General features: G+C 60.9%; 13 protein-coding genes and 1 tRNA gene. 4 read left to right on the top strand and 10 right to left on the bottom strand.

Annotated features, from left to right (window positions below; all coding sequences use genetic code 11):
• Positions 1-9: 9 nt before the first annotated feature.
• The 5 genes from ABJF10_RS05050 to ABJF10_RS05030 form a co-directional block, all read right to left on the bottom strand.
• A complete protein-coding gene (locus ABJF10_RS05050) occupies positions 10-384 on the bottom strand; it encodes a response regulator (RefSeq protein ID WP_348543434.1) in 375 nt (124 codons plus the stop codon).
• Positions 385-393: 9 nt separating this feature from the next.
• Entirely contained in the window at positions 394-2409 is a 2016-nt protein-coding gene (locus tag ABJF10_RS05045; RefSeq protein ID WP_348543433.1) for a PAS domain-containing protein, read from the bottom strand.
• A gap of 51 nt (positions 2410-2460) precedes the next feature.
• Positions 2461-4149, bottom strand: coding sequence for a response regulator (locus tag ABJF10_RS05040; protein WP_348543432.1), 1689 nt, complete (start codon positions 4147-4149; stop codon positions 2461-2463).
• A 4-nt stretch (positions 4150-4153) separates the two neighbouring features.
• Entirely contained in the window at positions 4154-4603 is a 450-nt protein-coding gene (locus ABJF10_RS05035; RefSeq protein ID WP_348543435.1) for a response regulator, read from the bottom strand.
• 80 nt (positions 4604-4683) lie between these two features.
• Positions 4684-8208 carry a PAS domain S-box protein gene (locus ABJF10_RS05030; protein ID WP_348543431.1) on the bottom strand — a complete coding sequence of 1175 codons (3525 nt, stop codon included), beginning with the start codon at positions 8206-8208 and terminating at the stop codon, positions 4684-4686.
• A 236-nt stretch (positions 8209-8444) separates the two neighbouring features.
• Between ABJF10_RS05030 and ABJF10_RS05025 the strand changes: the two genes are divergently transcribed.
• A complete protein-coding gene (locus ABJF10_RS05025) occupies positions 8445-9344 on the top strand; it encodes a D-hexose-6-phosphate mutarotase (protein ID WP_348543430.1) in 900 nt (299 codons plus the stop codon).
• Positions 9345-10369: 1025 nt separating this feature from the next.
• Here the strand turns inward: ABJF10_RS05025 and lysS are convergent.
• The 5 genes from lysS to ABJF10_RS05000 all read right to left on the bottom strand — a co-directional run bounded on the left by lysS (position 10370) and on the right by ABJF10_RS05000 (position 14601).
• Positions 10370-12199, bottom strand: coding sequence for a lysine--tRNA ligase (gene lysS, locus ABJF10_RS05020; RefSeq protein WP_348543429.1), 1830 nt, complete (start codon positions 12197-12199; stop codon positions 10370-10372).
• An 87-nt stretch (positions 12200-12286) separates the two neighbouring features.
• Complete coding sequence (locus ABJF10_RS05015; RefSeq protein WP_348543428.1) at positions 12287-13120, bottom strand: Amuc_1099 family pilus-like system protein; 834 nt, start codon at positions 13118-13120, stop codon at positions 12287-12289.
• A 122-nt stretch (positions 13121-13242) separates the two neighbouring features.
• Complete coding sequence (locus ABJF10_RS05010) at positions 13243-13734, bottom strand: hypothetical protein (RefSeq protein ID WP_348543427.1); 492 nt, start codon at positions 13732-13734, stop codon at positions 13243-13245.
• 81 nt (positions 13735-13815) lie between these two features.
• A tRNA-Arg gene (locus ABJF10_RS05005) sits at positions 13816-13888 on the bottom strand.
• A 77-nt stretch (positions 13889-13965) separates the two neighbouring features.
• The gene (locus ABJF10_RS05000; protein ID WP_348543426.1) at positions 13966-14601 is read right to left on the bottom strand and encodes a hemolysin III family protein; all 636 of its coding nucleotides are present in this window, start codon (positions 14599-14601) and stop codon (positions 13966-13968) included.
• Positions 14602-14825: 224 nt separating this feature from the next.
• On the opposite strand from ABJF10_RS05000, the gene ABJF10_RS04995 reads away from it, so the two are divergent.
• The 3 genes from ABJF10_RS04995 (at position 14826) to ABJF10_RS04985 (ending at position 17428) form a co-directional block, all read left to right on the top strand.
• Positions 14826-15014: a hypothetical protein gene (locus ABJF10_RS04995; RefSeq protein WP_348543425.1), complete on the top strand. Its 189-nt coding sequence runs from the start codon at positions 14826-14828 to the stop codon at positions 15012-15014.
• A 74-nt stretch (positions 15015-15088) separates the two neighbouring features.
• A complete protein-coding gene (locus ABJF10_RS04990) occupies positions 15089-15787 on the top strand; it encodes a family 16 glycoside hydrolase (RefSeq protein ID WP_348543424.1) in 699 nt (232 codons plus the stop codon).
• A 45-nt stretch (positions 15788-15832) separates the two neighbouring features.
• The gene (locus ABJF10_RS04985) at positions 15833-17428 is read left to right on the top strand and encodes a sialate O-acetylesterase (protein WP_348543423.1); all 1596 of its coding nucleotides are present in this window, start codon (positions 15833-15835) and stop codon (positions 17426-17428) included.
• Position 17429: the final 1 nt, after the last annotated feature.

Below are 17429 nucleotides of genomic sequence, written 5' to 3'. Positions count from 1 at the left end.
GCCGTGCCGTCAGCCTTCCGTCCCAAAGTGCTCGTTCAGGCACTTCGTGATGGCGTCCAGGCTCACCGGCTTCGCCAGGAAGGGAAAACCGCCGATCTCGTTATTTGTTTCCTTCTGCGAGACGATCGCGGTCAGAAACACGATAGGCACGTTGGCGAGCATCGGATCGGAGCGAATTTGCTGCGCCACGTCGCCGCCATCGATCTTCGGCATGACGATGTCGAGAAAGATCAGATCCGGCCGGAATTCGCGCGCCACCAGCCAGGCGTTGGTCCCGTCGTTCTCCTCTCGCACGGTATAATTGCCGGTCTTTTCCAGCGTCAGCTTGAGCAACCGGGTGAAACCGGACTCGTCATCCACGATCAACAGCCGTTTCTTATTCATAGTGCCTGATTAGGATTGAAACATAAGCGTTACCCGAACACCAGCCTCGTGCAGGTTGCGAATATCGATCGTCGCCCCGTGCAGGTCAATGATCGTCCGCACCACTGAAAGGCCGAGTCCCGTGCCCCGCCCGGTCGGCTTCGTCGTAAAGAACGGCTCGAAGATCTTCGCCAGTTTATCCTCGGGGATGCCGTGGCCCGTGTCATCGATTTCCGCCACGACGATTTGCTGGCCCACGCGAAACGATTCCGAGCGGCTGTCGGAAATATTGGAGCCCACGCCGGTCAATTGCTTGCTGTAGGTCCGCACGGCGAGTAGGCCGCCATCTTCCATCGCGTGCAGGGCGTTCGTGAAAAGATTGACGAAGACCTGGCTGATCTTGCCCGCATCGACTTTCAAGGGCGGCAGGTTCGGCTGTAAATCACGCTCGATCTCGATGCCGCTCTTCATCTCCCCGCGCACCAGTTGCAGCGCGTTGTCGATGATCGCATTGAGGCTCTCCCGTTTGACCTCGAGCTGTTTCGGCGCCGAGAAGTCCAGCAGCCCGCGAATCACCTTGTCGGCGCGGCCCAGCGCATCTCCCATTTCGCGGAGGATCTCCGGCGTGTGCTCGTCGGTAAATTTTTGCGTCGAGAGGAATTCAAGACCCATCTTGAGGATGGCCAGCGGATTCTTCACCTCGTGCGCCACACCGGCGGCCAACCGACCGATCGATTTCATCTTCTCCGCCTCGATCAATTGCAACTGCACGTCGCGCAATTCGCCGTGGGCCTGCTGGAGATTCCCCACCGCCCGCAACAATTCCTCCCGGCTGGCGGCCAGTTCGGCGTTCGCCTTTTTCAAATGCTCCTCGGCCCGTTTTTGCTCGGTGACATCCCGGCTGATGCAAACCAGGCCCACCGTATTTCCATTGTCGTCGAGCCACGGAATTTTCGAGGTCAACCTCCAGCTATGGCTGCCGTGCGCGTCGACCATGTGCTCCTCCTGGTTGAGCAGCGGCCGGCGGGCTTCCGCGACTTGCATGTCACCCTCGTGAAACTCGGCGGCGACCTTGTCGGGAAAATAATCGAAGACCGTTCGGCCGCGCACTTCCGAGGGATCGCTGGCTCCCAGCCAGCGAATGTGCGCCATGTTATTCAGCAAATAGTGGCCCTGGATGTCCTTGAGAAAGACCAGGTCGGGCAGGTTGTCGATTACCGCCCGGAGCAGGTTTCTCTCCGTCTCGAGCTGCTCCTCCATCTCCTTCATTTCCGAGATTTCGCGGGAGATGCCACACGTGCCCACGATGCGTCCCTGCCGGTCGCGCAGCGGCAGCTTGGTCGTCAGCGACCAAGACTTCCGTCCGTCCGCCAGGTTTTCGTATTCCACTTTGCCCAGCAGCGGCACGCCACTTTCCATCAAACGGCGCTCATCGTGAAGCGCCTCGCCCGCGTGCTCCGGACCATAAAAATCCGCGTCCGTTTTTCCATACGCTTCCTCGGCAGACTTCAGGCCGAACAGCGTCGTCAGGGCGCGATTGATGCGGATGAACCGGCTCTGCCGGTCCTTGAAATAGATGCGATCGGGAATGTTCTCGAGCAGCGTTTGCAGCAGATCGCGCTCGCTCGCCAATTGCGCTTCGGCCCGGGCCCGCTCGACCGCGTAGCGCAGGGCGCGCTGGAGCAGATGCGTATCGACCCGCCCCTTGACCAGGTACTCATGTGCGCCGAGCTGCACTGTTTGCAACGCGAGCTCCTCGTCGTCGCTTTCGCTGAGGACGATGATCGGCACGTCCGGCGCCGCCGCGTGCGCCCGGCTGAAAGTCTCCACTCCGTGACTGTCCGGAAGCTGCAGATCGAGCAACACGACATCGATCTGCCGTTCCTCCAGCACCTTCAAGGCCGTCTCCAGGTTCCCCGCCTCGGCCGTCACACGAAAGCGCGACCGGCCGTCTTCCTCCACCATTTCCCGCATCAGGAAAATATCGCCGCGACTGTCGTCGACGACGAGCACGCGGGTTGTGGCCGGGGGAATGGGGGACTTCATGCCGTGGGATTGACACCCATACTAACAAGCCGACACGAAAAACGCGAGCGCTTAACGACCGGTTGCTTTGACGATCGCGTTGCGCAGCGTGGCCAGCGTGAAGGGCTTGCTCACCACCAGGTCGACGCCGGGCGGTTGTTCCCCCGCACCCGCCATCAGGTCGCCAAACCCGGTGAGCAACACGACGGGTTGCTCCGGGCGCAATTTCTTGATCTCGGCCGCGAGTTGATCGCCATTCATCTCGGGCATGGCGCGATCGGTCAGGACCACGTCGAAGGTGCCAGCCTCGAATTTCTCCAGGCCATCCCGTCCGTTCACGGCGGTCACCACATTGTGCTTGTCCTCGTCCAGGTAGACGCAGATCACCTCGCGGACCATCGGCTCGTCTTCCACCACGAGAATCCGCAGCGTGGCGCTGGGCACCGCGGCGGGCTTGGGCGCCTCCGGCGGTTTGGCGCGTTTGTCCAGCGGCAGCGAGACGCAAATCGAGGTTCCACGACCGGCTTCGCTCTGGATATCGATCTCGCCCTCATGCCGGCGCACGATGCCGTAGACGCTGCCGAGGCCGAGCCCGGTCCCCTCGTCGTCCTTCGTGGAGTAAAATGGCTCGAGGCAGCGGGCTTTCACCTCTTCGCTCATGCCGAGGCCATCGTCCTTCACGGTGATGACGAGCCAGCGCCCCTGGACTTCCGTATCGATCGTGATCGTGCCGCGCTTCGGAATGGCATCGATGGAATTGAAGATCAGGTTCACCAGCATCTCGCGCAATTCCGACTCATTGCCAGGCACCGTCGGGACGTTGCCCATTTCCGTGCGGATATCGATGTTCACTCCTTCCGCGAGCGCCTGGTCCTTCCAGCGCGGCTGGGTGATGGAGATCGCTTGCAGCACCACGTCGTTGATCACCACCGGGGTGAACACCTCACCCTCATCGCGATAGCGGTAGAACTCACGCAACCGGCTCACAACCTTCGCGCTGTCCTTGGCCGACGTATGAATGAGCTCGATGTAATTGCGCACTTTCTTTGGGTCCTGCAAGGTCTCCGGTTTCATGAGCAGCAGCTCGCTGAAGCCCAGGATCGGGGCGAGGGCGTTGTTGAAGTCGTGCGCGATGCCGTTGGCCATCCGCCCCAGCGCATGCATCCGCTCCCGCTGGATGATTTCGCTCTGCGTGGCCTGGAGCTGCCCGAGCGCCGTGGAGAGCTGCTTATTGCTTTCCAGCAACGCTTCCTCCGCGCGCCGGCGCTCCGCGATTTCCTCCTGCAATTTCGTATTCGACTGGATGAGCGCCTCCGTGCGTTCGCGCACCCGCGCCTCGAGGCTGTCGTTGGCGCGCTTGAGTTGCAATTGCACGCGCTTGCGCTCGATGGCGTACTGCATGGAGCGCACGAGGAGATGATTGTCGACGCGGCCCTTGACCAGATAATCCTGCGCGCCGAGCTGCACCGTCTCGATCGCCAGCGCCACATCGCTCAGCCCGCTCAAGACGATCAGCGGGATGTCCGGCGCCGCTTCGATCACGCGAATGAATGTTTCCAGCCCATCGCTATCGGGCAGGGAAAGATCGAGCAGGATCAACTGGATGCCGCCATCCTTGAGCCGTTCGATTCCCTGGCCCACGTCCCCTGCCGTGTGCAATTCGAATTGCCCCGCCGCCGAGCTGGCCAGCAACTGCCGAAGAAACGCGATGTGTTCCTCGTTGTCCTCGATCAGCAGAACATTGACAGGATGGCTCTCCATGAGGCTAGGCCGCCGACGAGGTCGTGACGACCGCGACCTGAAAATGTGGAATGGAACACACGGCGATCATGAGCTTGGTAACATCGATGGGCTTCGTGATATAGCAATCTACGCCGAGGTTGTATGCCTTTAAAATCTCGCCCTCACCCTCGTGTCCCGTAACGATGGCGACCGGGATGCCGGCCAGCGCCGGATCCGACTTCAATTCGGCCAGCAATTCCCTCCCTCCCATACGCGGCATGTTCAGGTCGAGCAGGATGAGATCGGGCCGCGGCGCATCGGCGTATTTTCCCTCGCGGCCAAGAAAGGCCATCGCCTGCTCCCCATCCTTCGCCCGGTACAATTGATTGCCCAGCCGGCCATCCTCAAAGGCTTCCAGCGTCAACTGCACGTCGCCGTCGTCATCGTCCACGAGCAAAATCACCACCAGCCGGCCGGGCGGGTGCGTCGGCATTAAATCGGGTACACTCATGACTCAAAGAGCATTATCCACCGGGCGTACGTTTTCATGGGCTGATTATCCAATCCTTCTCCCTATTCAACTTCGGTACTGTCCAGCACTTCGCGCACTTTTTTGGCGAGATCCGCCGGGGTAAATGGCTTTTGCAGGAACGCCGTGCCCAGTTCCACGCCGTGTCTCTTCAGGATGCTCTCGTCCACATAGCCGGAGGTGAAGAGCAGTTTCGTGCGTCCGCTGCGCGTCTGCCGGATCCATTCGGCCAGCTCCTTGCCACCGGCGTCCGGCAGCACCACATCGGAAAACAGCAGGTCCACATCGTGGCCATTGTGGTTCTCGATGGCATCACGCGCCTGCTTGCCGCTGCCCGCCTCCAGCACCGTATAACCCAGCCGGCGCAGCACGTGGGCGGTCAGGCTGCGCACGGTGATTTCGTCCTCCACATAGAGCACCGTTTCGTGGCCGCCGGGCAATTGGCCGACCTCCTTGCGAATGCTCGACTTCTCACCGCTCTCATCCACGCGCGGCAGGTAGATCGAAAACGTCGTTCCCGTGCCCACGTGGCTGTCCACCGTGATGTAGCCACCGCTCTGCTTGACGATGCCGTAGCACGTAGCGAGACCCAATCCGGTGCCCTGTCCTTTTTCTTTCGTGGTGAAAAAAGGCTCGAAAATATGTTTCTTCACTTCCGGTGTCATCCCCGTGCCGGTATCGCAGATCGTGAGCTTCACGTACTCGCCCGCGGGCATCTCGTTGACCGAATAAAAATCGTCGAGGAAGTAGGTCACGTCCGACGTCTCAATGGAGATCGAGCCGCCGTTGGGCATGGCGTCGCGGGCATTGACGCACAGGTTCAGCAGCACCTGTTCGAGCTGGCTCGGGTCCGCTTTCAAGCGGCCGATATCCGCCTTGAGCAGCGTAATAATCTGAATGTGCTCTCCGATCACCCGCTGCAGCATCTTTTGCAGGTTCTTGACGGTGTCATTGATGCTGAAGACCCGCAGGAACAGCGGTTGCCGCCGGCTAAAGGCGAGCAACTGATGCGTGAGCGACGCCGCAAAATCCGCCGCCTTGCGGATTTCCGTGAGGTGCTTGTACATCCACTGCCGGTCGTCGATCTGGCCGATGATCAGGTCGCTGTAGCCCAGGATGGCGGTGAGGATGTTATTGAAATCGTGGGCGATGCCCCCGGCGAGACGGCCCACCGCGTCCATCTTTTGCGATTGCAGCAGTTCCTCCTCCAGCCGCTTCCGCTCGGTGATATCGCGCCCGATCGACGACAGCCCCGTGACGCGGCCGCCTTCGGTGCGGATCGGTGAATCCGTGAGCGAGATGCTGAGCCGCTTTCCGTCCTTGCGCACGCGGATCGTTTCGTAATTCGCCACGCTCTCGCCCCGCTTTACCATCGTCAGCGCCTGGGGAAATTCATCGAGCCGGTCGGGTGGGATCAGGATGTTCAATTCCTTCCCCACCACTTCCTCCGCCGCGTAGCCGTAGATGCGTTCCGCGCCGACATTCCAGCTCACGATCTTGCCGTCGAGCGTGCAGGCCACGATCGCGTCATTCGAATTGGCCACCACCGCCGCCAGTTCGGAGGTGATTCGTTCGGCCTCCTGGCGCTCGGTGATGTCGCGCATGTAGCCCGTAAACATCGGTTTCCCATCGATCACGATCCGGCTGATCGACATCTCAACAGGAAACTCCTTGCCATCCGCACGCATCGCCACCAGCTCCATGCGCCGGCCAGCCATCGCCCCAGCCGTCGTCGCGTTGTAGAGCGCCAGCCCACGGCGATGACTTTCCCGCAATGTTTCGGGAATGATCAGTTCCGCCAGTTCCCGGCCCATCGCTTCCTCGGCAGTGTAACCAAACGCCCGCTCCGCCGCCGGGTTGAACTCGGTGATTTGCCCCTCGAGATCAAAAGTGATGATGCAATCCAGCGCCGAGCGCAGGATCGCCGCCTTGCGCATCTCACTCTTGCGCAACGCCTCCTCCGCGCGCTTGCGCTCCATGAGGTGGCCGAGCTGGCTCGAGATCGAACCCAGCACTTGCAGCAGTTCCGGGTCGGGCAGCGCAATCTTGGAGCTGGAAAACTCCAGCACATACTGCACTTCCCCATCCACGGAGATCGGCACCGCAAACACCGCCGACATCCCGCAGGCCTGCAACAAGTCGGCATTGGCGTAGTGCAATTCCGTGGAAAGATCCGCGATCCATTTCGGCTCCCCTTCGCCCCACGCCTCGCCGACCAGCCTTTGCCCGCGATGGTAAACGAGATGCGGCCGCGCCATCTCCAGTTCCTCCATTTCCAAATCCGGCACGTGCCACAATTCAATCGCGTGCAATCCCGTCGCCGTCACTTGAAAAAAGATCCCCGCATCCCAGCCCATCGCCTTGCAAATCGTGCTCAGGATCTGCGGCCGCGCTTGCTCGACCGTCGCCGAGTCCCCCAGCACCCGCGCCAGGGCGTATTGCAAGCGCCTCCGCTGCTCGCCCCACCACACATCGGAGACATCCTCGACCGTTCCCTCGAGATAACGCAGCACACCCTGCTCGTCCCGTACGGTCCGCACATTCTCCCGCACCCACATCAGCCGCCCGTCGGCGCGCACGACTTCAAACTCGAAATTGGAAACCACATCGTCCACCCGCAACGCCTCGAGCAACGCCTGCCGCTGGCTCGGATCGACATAGAGTTGCTTAGCCACATCGGTCACCGTCTTCATCAATTCCTCCGGTGTTTCGTAGCCATACATGCGGGCCAGCGCACGGTTGGCGGTGACGATCCGCCCGTCCGGCGTCGTCTGGAAGACGCCTTCGATCGCGTTGTCGAAAAGCGAGCGATACTCCTGCTCCGCATCTTTCCGGGCCTTTTGCACGGCCTCCATCTCCGCGACATTTTTCCGCACCTGCCGGCTGCGCCGCCATAGGCTTCCCACACTCACCGCAAAGATCAGCAGCAGCGCCGCCGCCGTCCCGTAGGCAATCTGGTGATACTTCTCCGCGAGGTGATTGCGTTCCTTGCTCAGTTCGACGGCGAAATCACGCTCGTGTTGCTGCAACCGCTGCAAAGCTTTGACCGCCTCCTGGTAGCGCTCCTCCATGCGGCGCCGTGCCTCGGTCAAGCGCCCGCTCTCCTCCGCATCCGGCGTGCTCGGCGGCGTCGCCCCTCGCAAATTGTCCGCGATGCCCAGCATCGCCTGTGCTCCGGTCTGGATGTTGTCGAGTTCCTTGAGCACCGCTTCGCGATCCGCCGCGATGGAAAGGCTGCGCACGCGCTCCGCCACGATGCCGAACCTCCCCTCGTACGATTTGCGAATCCCGGCCATCGGATTCGGACCGGACTTTTCTCCCGGGGCCGGTTGCTCCACCCCCGCGGTGTAAATCGTCGCCAGGATCGGTCCCAGTTCGCCCGAGGTCTCGGCCACCTGCGTCCAGGCATTCATCCGGTCCTCCACGCGCGACCATTCGTCGTCCGTCTTCCACAGCAGCCACAGCCCCGCGGTCAGCGCCGCGATAAATGCCGCCACCAATCCATAGGCCAGCGCATCGCTTCCTTTGCGATGAGGGGGGGTGGTCGAAATATTGGAAATGGAACTCACAAGCAGCGGCGAATTGCCCGTCGCGGAAACCAGGCCCGGGGAGCGACCCAGGCCATTTGGGGGTGGTGGGAAGCGAGGGAACTGAAGCCGACAGCAATTGCCAAAATATCGGTTTTACTCCGCCCTTCAAGTCGCAACGCGACCCACCACCGTTTTTTAAACGCCCTTGATGCCCAAATCGTCGCCGACTGCCATTCTCCTTGGCGCGCCCCGCCGCCTCACTAAAGTCGCCGGCGATGAAATCAGTCTCTTCCCTGCGCCGCCTGGAAATCCCCGGAATCGCCACTTTCGAACCGGGCGAAGGCGACCTCGCCCGTCTCACCGTCCGCTCTCCGCTGGCCGAGGCCCATATCTATCTGCACGGCGCCCACGTCACCCACTTTCAGCCCCAAGGCAAGGCGCCCGTCCTCTTCATGAGCCAGCGCAGCCTCTTCGCCGCCGACAAGCCCATCCGCGGCGGCGTCCCCCTCATTTTCCCTTGGTTCGGCGCCCGCTCCGGCCACCCGGAATCCCCCGCCCACGGCTTCGCCCGCACCAGCGAGTGGCAGGTCGAATCCCTCTCCGAAGACGGCGACGGCGTCGTCGTCGCCGCCTTTCACCTCGCCTCCGACGAGCGCACCCGCGCCCTCTGGTCCTACGATTTCGAGCTCCGCTACCGCGTCGCCATCGGCCGCACCCTCACCCTCACCCTGGAAGTGAAAAATACCTCCCCCGAGCCCTTCACCTTCGAAGACGCCCTGCACACCTACTTCACCGTCAGCGACGCGCGCCAGACCTCCACCACCGGCCTGGAAAACGCCGAATACGTCGACAAAACCGACGCCCAACAGCGCAAGACTCAGGGGCCCGACCCCATCCGCATCACCGCCGAAACCGACCGCGTCTTCGAAAACACCCGCAAGACCTGCATCGTCGACGACCCCGGCCTGCCCCGCAAAATCACCGTCGAAAAAAGCGGCTCCCAAACCACCGTCGTCTGGAACCCCTGGATCGCCAAGTCCGCCGCCATGGCCGACTTCGGCGACGACGAATGGCCCCAGATGCTCTGCATCGAAACCGCCAACGCCGGTGCCAACACCCTCACCCTCCCCCCCGGCAAAACCCACTCCACGCGAGCAGTCATCTCGGTGAGCTAGGCTGAATCGGCTATTAAATGTTGCCGTTCCGTGAACCCCAGAGACGGCCTCTGATTTCATCATCAATGAGGCGATCGTCTACGCCTCGGATGCAACCAAGAATCCGGTGCGAATTCTGAGCCTCGAAAACATTGAAGATGTAATGTGGCGGGACCGTAAAGCACCACAGGCTGCAAGGCTCCTCGGACGGGCGCTCAAGCTCGGAGGCGAGTGCTTCTACATCGGAAAGAATTGTACTGGCGTGTAAGCCGGTAAAATGGCGTGCGCGAAGCATACTGGCGCGAGCACGATAAATGGAGAGCAATTGAGAGCGTGAAGACGAACGGCCATCGAGAGCGGATGTCGTAAGGGCGCACTCTCCTGAACGAATCGCGGCGAACAGCTCCTCACTATGAGGAAACGTCGAACCTCCATGTAGGGAAACAAAATCGTCGGTCGTCATGAGCGTGAGGAATCGCCTAACGCCCAATTGTTTTGGCAGAAATCAGGCAAAATCAAATCGTCATTTGCCCGGGCGCGAAAATTTTCCGCAATGGAGCCAATGGAACCAATGGAGCAATGCACTTTTTGCGCGATGTCATGGCATACTTCCCTGCATGAACTCCGACGATTTCTCACTGCGCCCGCCACGGCAAGGTCGCCCACTTCCCGCCGGCTATCCGCCCACGATGCAGTCCAGGCCCCGGCGAAGAAAAAGAAGCCGATTTAAGGTGCCTTAGACCCCCTTAAGCCGATTTAAGGTGCGAGTTTTTTTCGAACAGAGGCCTTGGCCCCCGATGGAAGAGGCGCCGGGCGGTGATCGAAAAGGCGGGCAAGCCTAATCAAGCCTAATCAAGCCTAATCAAGCCTAATCAAGCCTAATCAAGGTAAATCAAGGTGCGAAAATTCTTCCGTCCTCAAGGTGCGATCAGCCCGCCGGCGTTGGAAGAGGCGACTTCCACGGGCACCGCTCCAGCCCGGACGCCAGAGTAAATCGAGCCTGATCGTGGTCAATCGTGCCTAATCGTGCCTCCAATTTTTCGCGACTACGCCACGGAACCACCCCCACCGGTGGTGCCGGGGCCGACGATCGGCAGCCGGGCCAGCAGGCCTTGGGCGGCGTTTTCGACGTTTTGGCCTTCGAGCAGCACGCGCTTCAACTGCCGCTTGCCGTCCTTCAGGGTATAGGTGATCTCGAACGAGGCGACGTTGCCTTCCATCGCCGTGATCCAGGTGGAACCGGCGATCTTTTCGCCTTGCTGAGTGAGCCACTTGGCGAGGTCGGCTTCGCTGGTCGCGGTCTGGCGCCAGAACTCGAGTTTGTCGAAGGCCAGCGCGGGGTCGCGGAAACGCGGGATCACGAAGCCGGGCTCGAGGAAGGCCAGCAGGTTGCCAGCCTTCGGGCCTTGCTCGCGGTCCAGCAGCACGCGGTAGATCGCCTTGAAGGCGACCGGTTGCTCGATCGGCGTCGTGCGCGCGACTTCGAAAATCTTCGCCTGCAAGTTGTCGTCGTCCCACTGCGTTTCCGGCAGCACATCGGCGAGGCGGTGCAGGAAGGCGCGCTGGGCGGCGGTCAATTCCTGCGCACGCGCGGGCAGTGTTTCCTGCAAGTGCGTCTTCTCTTCCTCGCTCGCGTAATTCTCCACCCATACCTTCGCGGAAGCGATCCGCTGATTCAGATGGCGGAGTTCGATCTCGGTGAGCGGCGCGCCCTTGCGCTTGGTGACCTGCTCGATCACATCGAGGTGCGGCATCTGCACCAGCGCAGACACGACTTGAAAGTTCGCGTTGTAGTAATCGCCCTCGGGCGTCAGCTCGGCGATTCGATAAACACAGGCTTCGTCGGGCGTCGCATTCTTCTCATGCACCGCGCGCGAAAGGAAACGGTCGAACTCATTGTAGAGCTTGATGATCCCCTCTTCCTTCACGTCGAAGTTCACCGGCGAATTCGGTTTTGTGCGAATCATGAGGAAACGCAGCACCTCCGGCGGCAGCAGATCGGCGATGTTGCGCGCCGACGCACCGACGCCGCGCGAGCTGCTCATCTTCGCCCCGCCCACGAGGAAAAATTCATACGGCACATTGAGCGGCGGCTCCTTGCCGAAGATCCCCCGCAGGCACGCCGCGCTCACATCGCGCGAACCGCCCTTGGTCGAGTGGTCCTTGCCCGCGCCTTCGATCGTCACCGGGAAGGTCATCCACTTCGCCACCCATTCGAGCTTCCACGGCAGCTTGCCATGGCCGTCGAAGGGCGACACGCGCCCTTCGTGTCCGCAGCCGCGCGCCCACTTCACCGTGTCCGGGCGGCAGCGATAGCTCACCTCGCGCCCATCGTAGGCGAAGACTTCGGTCGTGCCGATGCGCCCGCAATTTTCGCACACCGTCTGGAACGGATACCACGTCTCCGGCCGGTCGGAATTGCTCACCTCCTTGTAGACGCGCCGCACCGTCGCCGCGTTCTGCAGGATCGTGTCGATCGCGCTGTTGAAGCGCCCGGACTGGTAAACATCGCGCATCCGGTACTTCTCCACCGTCACCCCGAGCTCCTCGAAGATCTCGAAGAACTCCTGGATGTAATGCTCCGCCATGTCCGTGGCCGGCGAATTGTCCGGCGGCGGCACGTTGCACAGCGGCTGGCCGAGATACTTCTCGAAATGCTCGCCCTTGCCCGCCGGGATTTCATCGAGCGGATCGTAATCGTCCACGCCGAAGAGATAACGCGCCTCGATCCCCTTCTCGCGCAGCGTGCGGAAGATGGCGTCGTGAATCAATACCCCGCGCAGCGCGCCGACATGCACGCGTCCGGAGGGGGTCTTCGAGTCATTGATGATTTGCGGTCCGCTGCACTTGGCGGCCACGTCTTCGGTCCAAAACATTTTGGTGGTTGGTCAGGTTGCGGCGTGAAATTGGGACGCGCACTCTCCACGAATCCGGCGCGCCTTCAACTCCAATTCTCCCAAGCCTCAGGGCCGCGGGATCGTCCACATCTTCTTGTTGTCCATCTGCTGGATCACCACCTGGTCCTGGCTCATGTCGATCACCTTGTAATTCGTCCCGCCTTCCGTGGGCCAGGTGAAGACATCGCCATGGTGCACCTTGAGGACCGCTTTGCCGTCGTTGGTTTCCAGCACCGCATACGACGCGGAGGTCTTCGCCGGCAGATTGCCCGTGAGCACGTATTTCTCCTTCGTCGAGGAATCCTCCAGCGTCACTTGCGAGAGGTCTACGTGCTCTCCGTTCTTGTCGATGTCCTGCCGCGCTTCGATCTTCAGCACTTTCAAGGGCAACCCGCGCAACGTGTCGCCCTGCTTCACCGTCTCCACCTTGCCCTCGCCGTCCGTGCGCTTCAGCCGCGCCTTCTCGCCTTCGATATTCTCCAGCGTGATCGGCAGCCGCGCCTCGTTGTATTCCTTCAGCCGCAGCGCCTTCGCCGGATCGGTCAGTGGCGGATGCGAGGTCGGGTCGAGCGGATCGGTATTGGCGAGAAATTCCTCCCGGTTCGTAAAGCCGTCCCCATCGGGATCGGCATCGAGCATTTTCGGATCGTTGAGATCGAGATGGTACTTCTTGAACCACGCTTCGTAGGCATCCTTTTCGTTCGCGTTCACCGTCGCGGTGGCCACCACCGGCGCTCCCGTGGCGTCCGTTTTTGGCGCTGGCGCCACCTGCTCCTGCGCGGGCAGCTTGCTCTCAGCATCGCGCGCCACCTCCGCCGCCGGCTCTTCCTTTTTGTGGCAGCCGGCAGCCAGCACGACGCACAAGCCCGCAAAAACCAAGGGACGAAGGGGATTTTTCATAGCGGCGCGCACTGTAGCCATCCCCACCCCATCCCGCAAACCTCTTGTCGCCCACTCCAAAACCCGTCGCCCATTTCCATCTTCCATCTTCGCTCTCCGGTGCCCACGGACTTCCGTTCCTTTCAACGACCGGCCAATTCGCGATATTCAACGACCACTTCGTGACTTTTCTGACCGTCGGAGGAAAGCGCGGCAAATTGCGTCGCCTCCTCTGGCTTCAATAAACGCCATGTCGTCCTCTGCGAGTCCTGGCTTACCTCGGGCTCCAGCAAAAATCTTCCTTTTTCCGGTAATAGGGTCACGGCAACACGCCTGCCCCAGCCGTCGTCAACTTCGTCATCCCTTTGCGAGAAGACCACTTGCTTCGTTTTATGGACGGCCTTTGTGCGGACGTTTTCGATGACAAACTCCCCTCCTTCGAGGGACACATTATAGGCGTCGTAACGGTTATCCCAATAGCAGCCCACACAGTAGTTCCTGCCGGGAAACGAACCAGTGCGTCGGTGCAGATTGCCCGCACCGATCGCGATGGCCGCTCCCAATAACACAGCCGCCAGAGCCAGCGTCCAAAAGACTTTGGGTTTGTTTTGCCCGCCTGCCTGCTTTTCAGACATGGAAGATCAATACGCCGGATCGGAAAATCCGCCAAGCAATTTGACTCTGGTGACAGCCGGTAAGGCGCGCCTTGCGGAACATGTTCCCGCCGAGACTCGAACTCGGATAACCGGTTTAGGAAACCAGTGCTCTATCCACTTGAGCTACGGGAACTCTTGAGAGCGCGCCACACTTGCCCTTTTTCGTCTCCCCGGCAAGCCCCGGAACGGGACGGGCATTCGACCCGTCGATCAGTAGGCGTACTCGAAGATCGCAAAGTAATGAAAAGCCGTGCCGATCAACACGGAAAGATGCCAGGCCAGATGGTGGTACGGAAAACGCCGCGCAAACCAAAAGACCAAGCCGCCCGTGTAGGCAATGCCCCCGGCCACCAGCATGAGCAACCCCGACCCGGGAACGCGATTCGCCATGGGCGGAAAGGCGATGATCATCAGCCAGCCCATGGCCACATAGAGCCAGGTGGTCCAGCGTTGCGGGCCGGGTCCCCGCTTCGTCTTCAGCCAGATCCCAAAGATTGCCAGCGGCCAGATGACCGCCAGCAACGCCCAGCCCCACAGGCCCCACAGCACCCCGGTCGCAAACGGCGTGTAGGTCCCCGCGATCATCAGAAAAATGGCCGCGTGATCCAGCGTCTCAAAAAAATTCTTCGCCTCTCCCGGTCGCAACCAATGATGCACCGCCGAGCTGAGATAGAGCAGCATCGTCGTCGCCGCGAAGATGCTCATGCCGATCACGGCTCGCGCCCCATCATGATGCATCGCCGATTGGAGCAGGAAAGGAGCGCCGATGATGGCGGCGATCAAGCCACAGCCGTGGCTGATGCTATTGGCCACCTCTTCTCCGCGAGACCATTCACGAATCGACATCTTAAACGGGGATACTCTTCTCAAGCCTCCAGCGGCCTTGTCGTCGCGCGCTGGGAGAGAACGGAGGCGAAGAAAATCAACGGCATCACACTCGGCACGGAGACGGGCAACGGAGAGGGGTTCATCGAAGGGCTAATCACGGTAGACCCCTCTGTTTTGCTTGTCGAGAGGCCGCGATCCCCCCGACCACCTGCCCCCTCCGCTTCGATTCCATCTGTAGGCCCATGATTTCCACGCTCATCACCGTAGACGACATCCCGGATCTCCGGCGGAACGTCCTGCTTTGCCGGCAGTTCCGCCAGGAAATGACCGTGCGTCGCGATTGGCGAAGCGAGGTATTCGCCGAACGGCAGTGCATCAGCGCCCGGAAGCGCTACAAGGCCGCCGTTCGCTGGCTCAGGTGTCCGTATTGATCCAGTTCAAATCGGGACGTCGGTTGCTAATTTCCGTCGCCATGGCGGGTTGATTTGGTCACCCTACCCATCCCATGAAACGTCTCCTCCCCGCCCTGTTCCTCTCCCTCACCGTCACGCTTTCCTTCGCGGAAACACCGGCCGGCTACTTCTCCCGATCGATTTTCTCCGATGACTTTTCGGGATCGGAATTCGGCAAGCGCTGGGGACACTACAAGAGCGGCAGCGTGATTAAGGATGGCGTGCTCGTCGGCATCACTCCGGAAGGGTCCGATCACTCCGCCGTCGATAATGTGAAGATCGATCCGGAACGCGACCTCGAGTTGTCAGTGAAGTTTCGTTTCATGAGCGACAAGGCGAAGAGCTTCAACGTGTGGTTCGACGATAAGGACTACAAAGACTCCCACGCCGGCCATATCTGCAGCGTGAGCGTCAGCCCCACCAACGTATCTATCGGCGACGCGAAGACGGGCAATTTCCGCAACGACATTTACGAGAAGAAGAAGGCCGTCCCACCCACGCTGACCCCTGAGGACAAAGCCATGCTCGCCACCAAGAACAAGAGCTTCCCGGTAAAGTTGTCGCTGCAAGATTGGCACACGCTGGCGGCCCAGACCAAGGGTGACGAGGTCACCGTGATCATCGACGGCCAGACAGTGGGCTCCTTCAAGTCCGAAGGCGTGGCCCACGATCACAAGACCCTGCTGAGCCTGACCACGAACCAAGTGGACGTGCAGTACGACGACTTCAGCATCAAGGGCGCGGCGAAGTAAAATACCCTCCACATTCAACACCCAACATCCAACTCCGAACACTCAATGGTGCTCCCCCGCTCTTTCATCCTTCGTCCCTCCTCCTTCATCCTTCCCCTTGCCCTGCTCGCCGTCACCGCGCGCGCCGAACTCAAGCTCCCCGCCATCATCGGCGATCACATGGTGCTGCAACAAAAGCAGACCAATCCCATCTGGGGCTGGGACACGCCGGGCACCAAAGTGACCGTCACGTTTGGCGACCAGACGAAGTCCGCCGAAGCCGGCGCCGACGGCCGCTGGACGGTGAAGCTCGACCCGGTGCCGGTGAATGCCCAGCCGCAAACGATCAAGATCGCCGGCACCAGCCAAAAGGAAATCCAGGATGTGCTCGTGGGCGAGGTGTGGATGTGCTCCGGCCAGTCGAACATGGGCTTCACTCTTGGCCGCGATTGGAACGGCGACCTCGAAGCCGCCGCCTCCAAGATCGACACCCTGCGCCTGATCAAGGTGCCGCAGGTCGGCACGCAGGAATTGAAGACTGACTTCACCGGCTCGTGGAAGCCCTCCGATGCCCAGTCCTCGAGCACTTTCACCGCCGTGGGGTTCATGTTTGGCCGCTACCTGCATAACATCCTCGGCATCCCGGTAGGCTTGATCGACAACTCGTGGGGCGGTTCCGCCGCTGAAGCGTGGATTCGCCGCGACACGATCGAGAAAGATCCGCGGTTTTCCTTGCTCATGGAGAATACCCACAAGCACGAAGCCGATGCGCAAACGGACAAGGCGAAAGCCGACTACCAGGCGGCCACGGAAAAATGGAAAGAGGACGTGGAAAAGGCGAAAGCTGCCGGCAAGGTGGCCCCGCGCCCGCCGCAATCTCCGGAAGCCTGGCTCTCCGGCAATGCCCGGCCCGGCAATATCTTCGGCGGCGTGGTGAACCCGACGCTCGGCTACGGCATCAAGGGCGTGATCTGGTATCAAGGCGAGACCAACGCGGGCCGCGCTTACGAATACGCCCAACTCTTCCCCTTCATGATCGAGCAATGGCGCAAGGAATGGCAGCAGGGCGACTTCCCCTTCTACTGGGTCCAACTCGCCGATTTCATGGCCGAGAAACCCGAGCCCGGCGACAGCAGTTGGGCCGAGTTGCGTGAATCGCAAACCAAGACGATGAAGCTACCCAACACCGGGCAGGCCGTGATTATCGACCTCGGCGAAGGCCGGGACATTCACCCGCGCAATAAGCACGATGTCGCCGCGCGTCTCGTGCGCTGGGCACTGGTCAAGGATTACGGACAGAAATTTCTCTTCCACAGCCCGGAGTACAAGAGCGTCGAGTTCCAGGGTAAAAAGGCCGTCGTCACCTTCGATTGTTTCGGCAGCGGCCTTTATACGTTCGACGTGGATGAAGCCCGCGGCTTCGCCGTTTGCGGCGAGGACAAAGTCTGGCATTCCGCCAAGGGCAAGGTTTTGCCCGGGAACCAGGTCGAAGTCTCCAGCGATCAGGTCGCACAACCAATCGCCGTGCGTTACGCGTGGGCGGACAATCCGGTCTGCAATCTCTACGGCACGGATGGCCTGCCGGTGACGCCCTTCCGCACGGATGACTTCCCGATGACCACCAAGCCTGCGCCGGCACCTGCGCCGACGCCGAAGAAGTAGT

Origin of the sequence: Chthoniobacter sp. (assembly GCF_040003245.1) — a bacterium.
Lineage (GTDB): Bacteria > Verrucomicrobiota > Verrucomicrobiia > Chthoniobacterales > Chthoniobacteraceae > Chthoniobacter.
The sequence above is the reverse complement of the archived record's forward strand: the minus strand, read 5'-3'. Positions and strand labels throughout refer to the sequence as shown.

Excerpts from the sequence above, each read along its gene's own strand:
- ABJF10_RS05045 (WP_348543433.1), bottom strand. The coding sequence starts at position 2,409 with ATGAAGTCCCCCATTCCCCCGGCCACAACCCGCGTGCTCGTCGTCGAC.
- ABJF10_RS05015 (WP_348543428.1), bottom strand. The coding sequence starts at position 13,120 with ATGAAAAATCCCCTTCGTCCCTTGGTTTTTGCGGGCTTGTGCGTCGTG.
- ABJF10_RS05050 (WP_348543434.1), bottom strand. The coding sequence starts at position 384 with ATGAATAAGAAACGGCTGTTGATCGTGGATGACGAGTCCGGTTTCACC.
- ABJF10_RS05040 (WP_348543432.1), bottom strand. The coding sequence starts at position 4,149 with ATGGAGAGCCATCCTGTCAATGTTCTGCTGATCGAGGACAACGAGGAA.
- ABJF10_RS05010 (WP_348543427.1), bottom strand. The coding sequence starts at position 13,734 with ATGTCTGAAAAGCAGGCAGGCGGGCAAAACAAACCCAAAGTCTTTTGG.
- ABJF10_RS05025 (WP_348543430.1), top strand. The coding sequence starts at position 8,445 with ATGAAATCAGTCTCTTCCCTGCGCCGCCTGGAAATCCCCGGAATCGCC.
- ABJF10_RS05035 (WP_348543435.1), bottom strand. The coding sequence starts at position 4,603 with ATGCCGACGCACCCGCCCGGCCGGCTGGTGGTGATTTTGCTCGTGGAC.
- ABJF10_RS05000 (WP_348543426.1), bottom strand. The coding sequence starts at position 14,601 with ATGTCGATTCGTGAATGGTCTCGCGGAGAAGAGGTGGCCAATAGCATC.
- lysS (WP_348543429.1), bottom strand. The coding sequence starts at position 12,199 with ATGTTTTGGACCGAAGACGTGGCCGCCAAGTGCAGCGGACCGCAAATC.
- ABJF10_RS04995 (WP_348543425.1), top strand. The coding sequence starts at position 14,826 with ATGATTTCCACGCTCATCACCGTAGACGACATCCCGGATCTCCGGCGG.
- ABJF10_RS04990 (WP_348543424.1), top strand. The coding sequence starts at position 15,089 with ATGAAACGTCTCCTCCCCGCCCTGTTCCTCTCCCTCACCGTCACGCTT.
- ABJF10_RS04985 (WP_348543423.1), top strand. The coding sequence starts at position 15,833 with ATGGTGCTCCCCCGCTCTTTCATCCTTCGTCCCTCCTCCTTCATCCTT.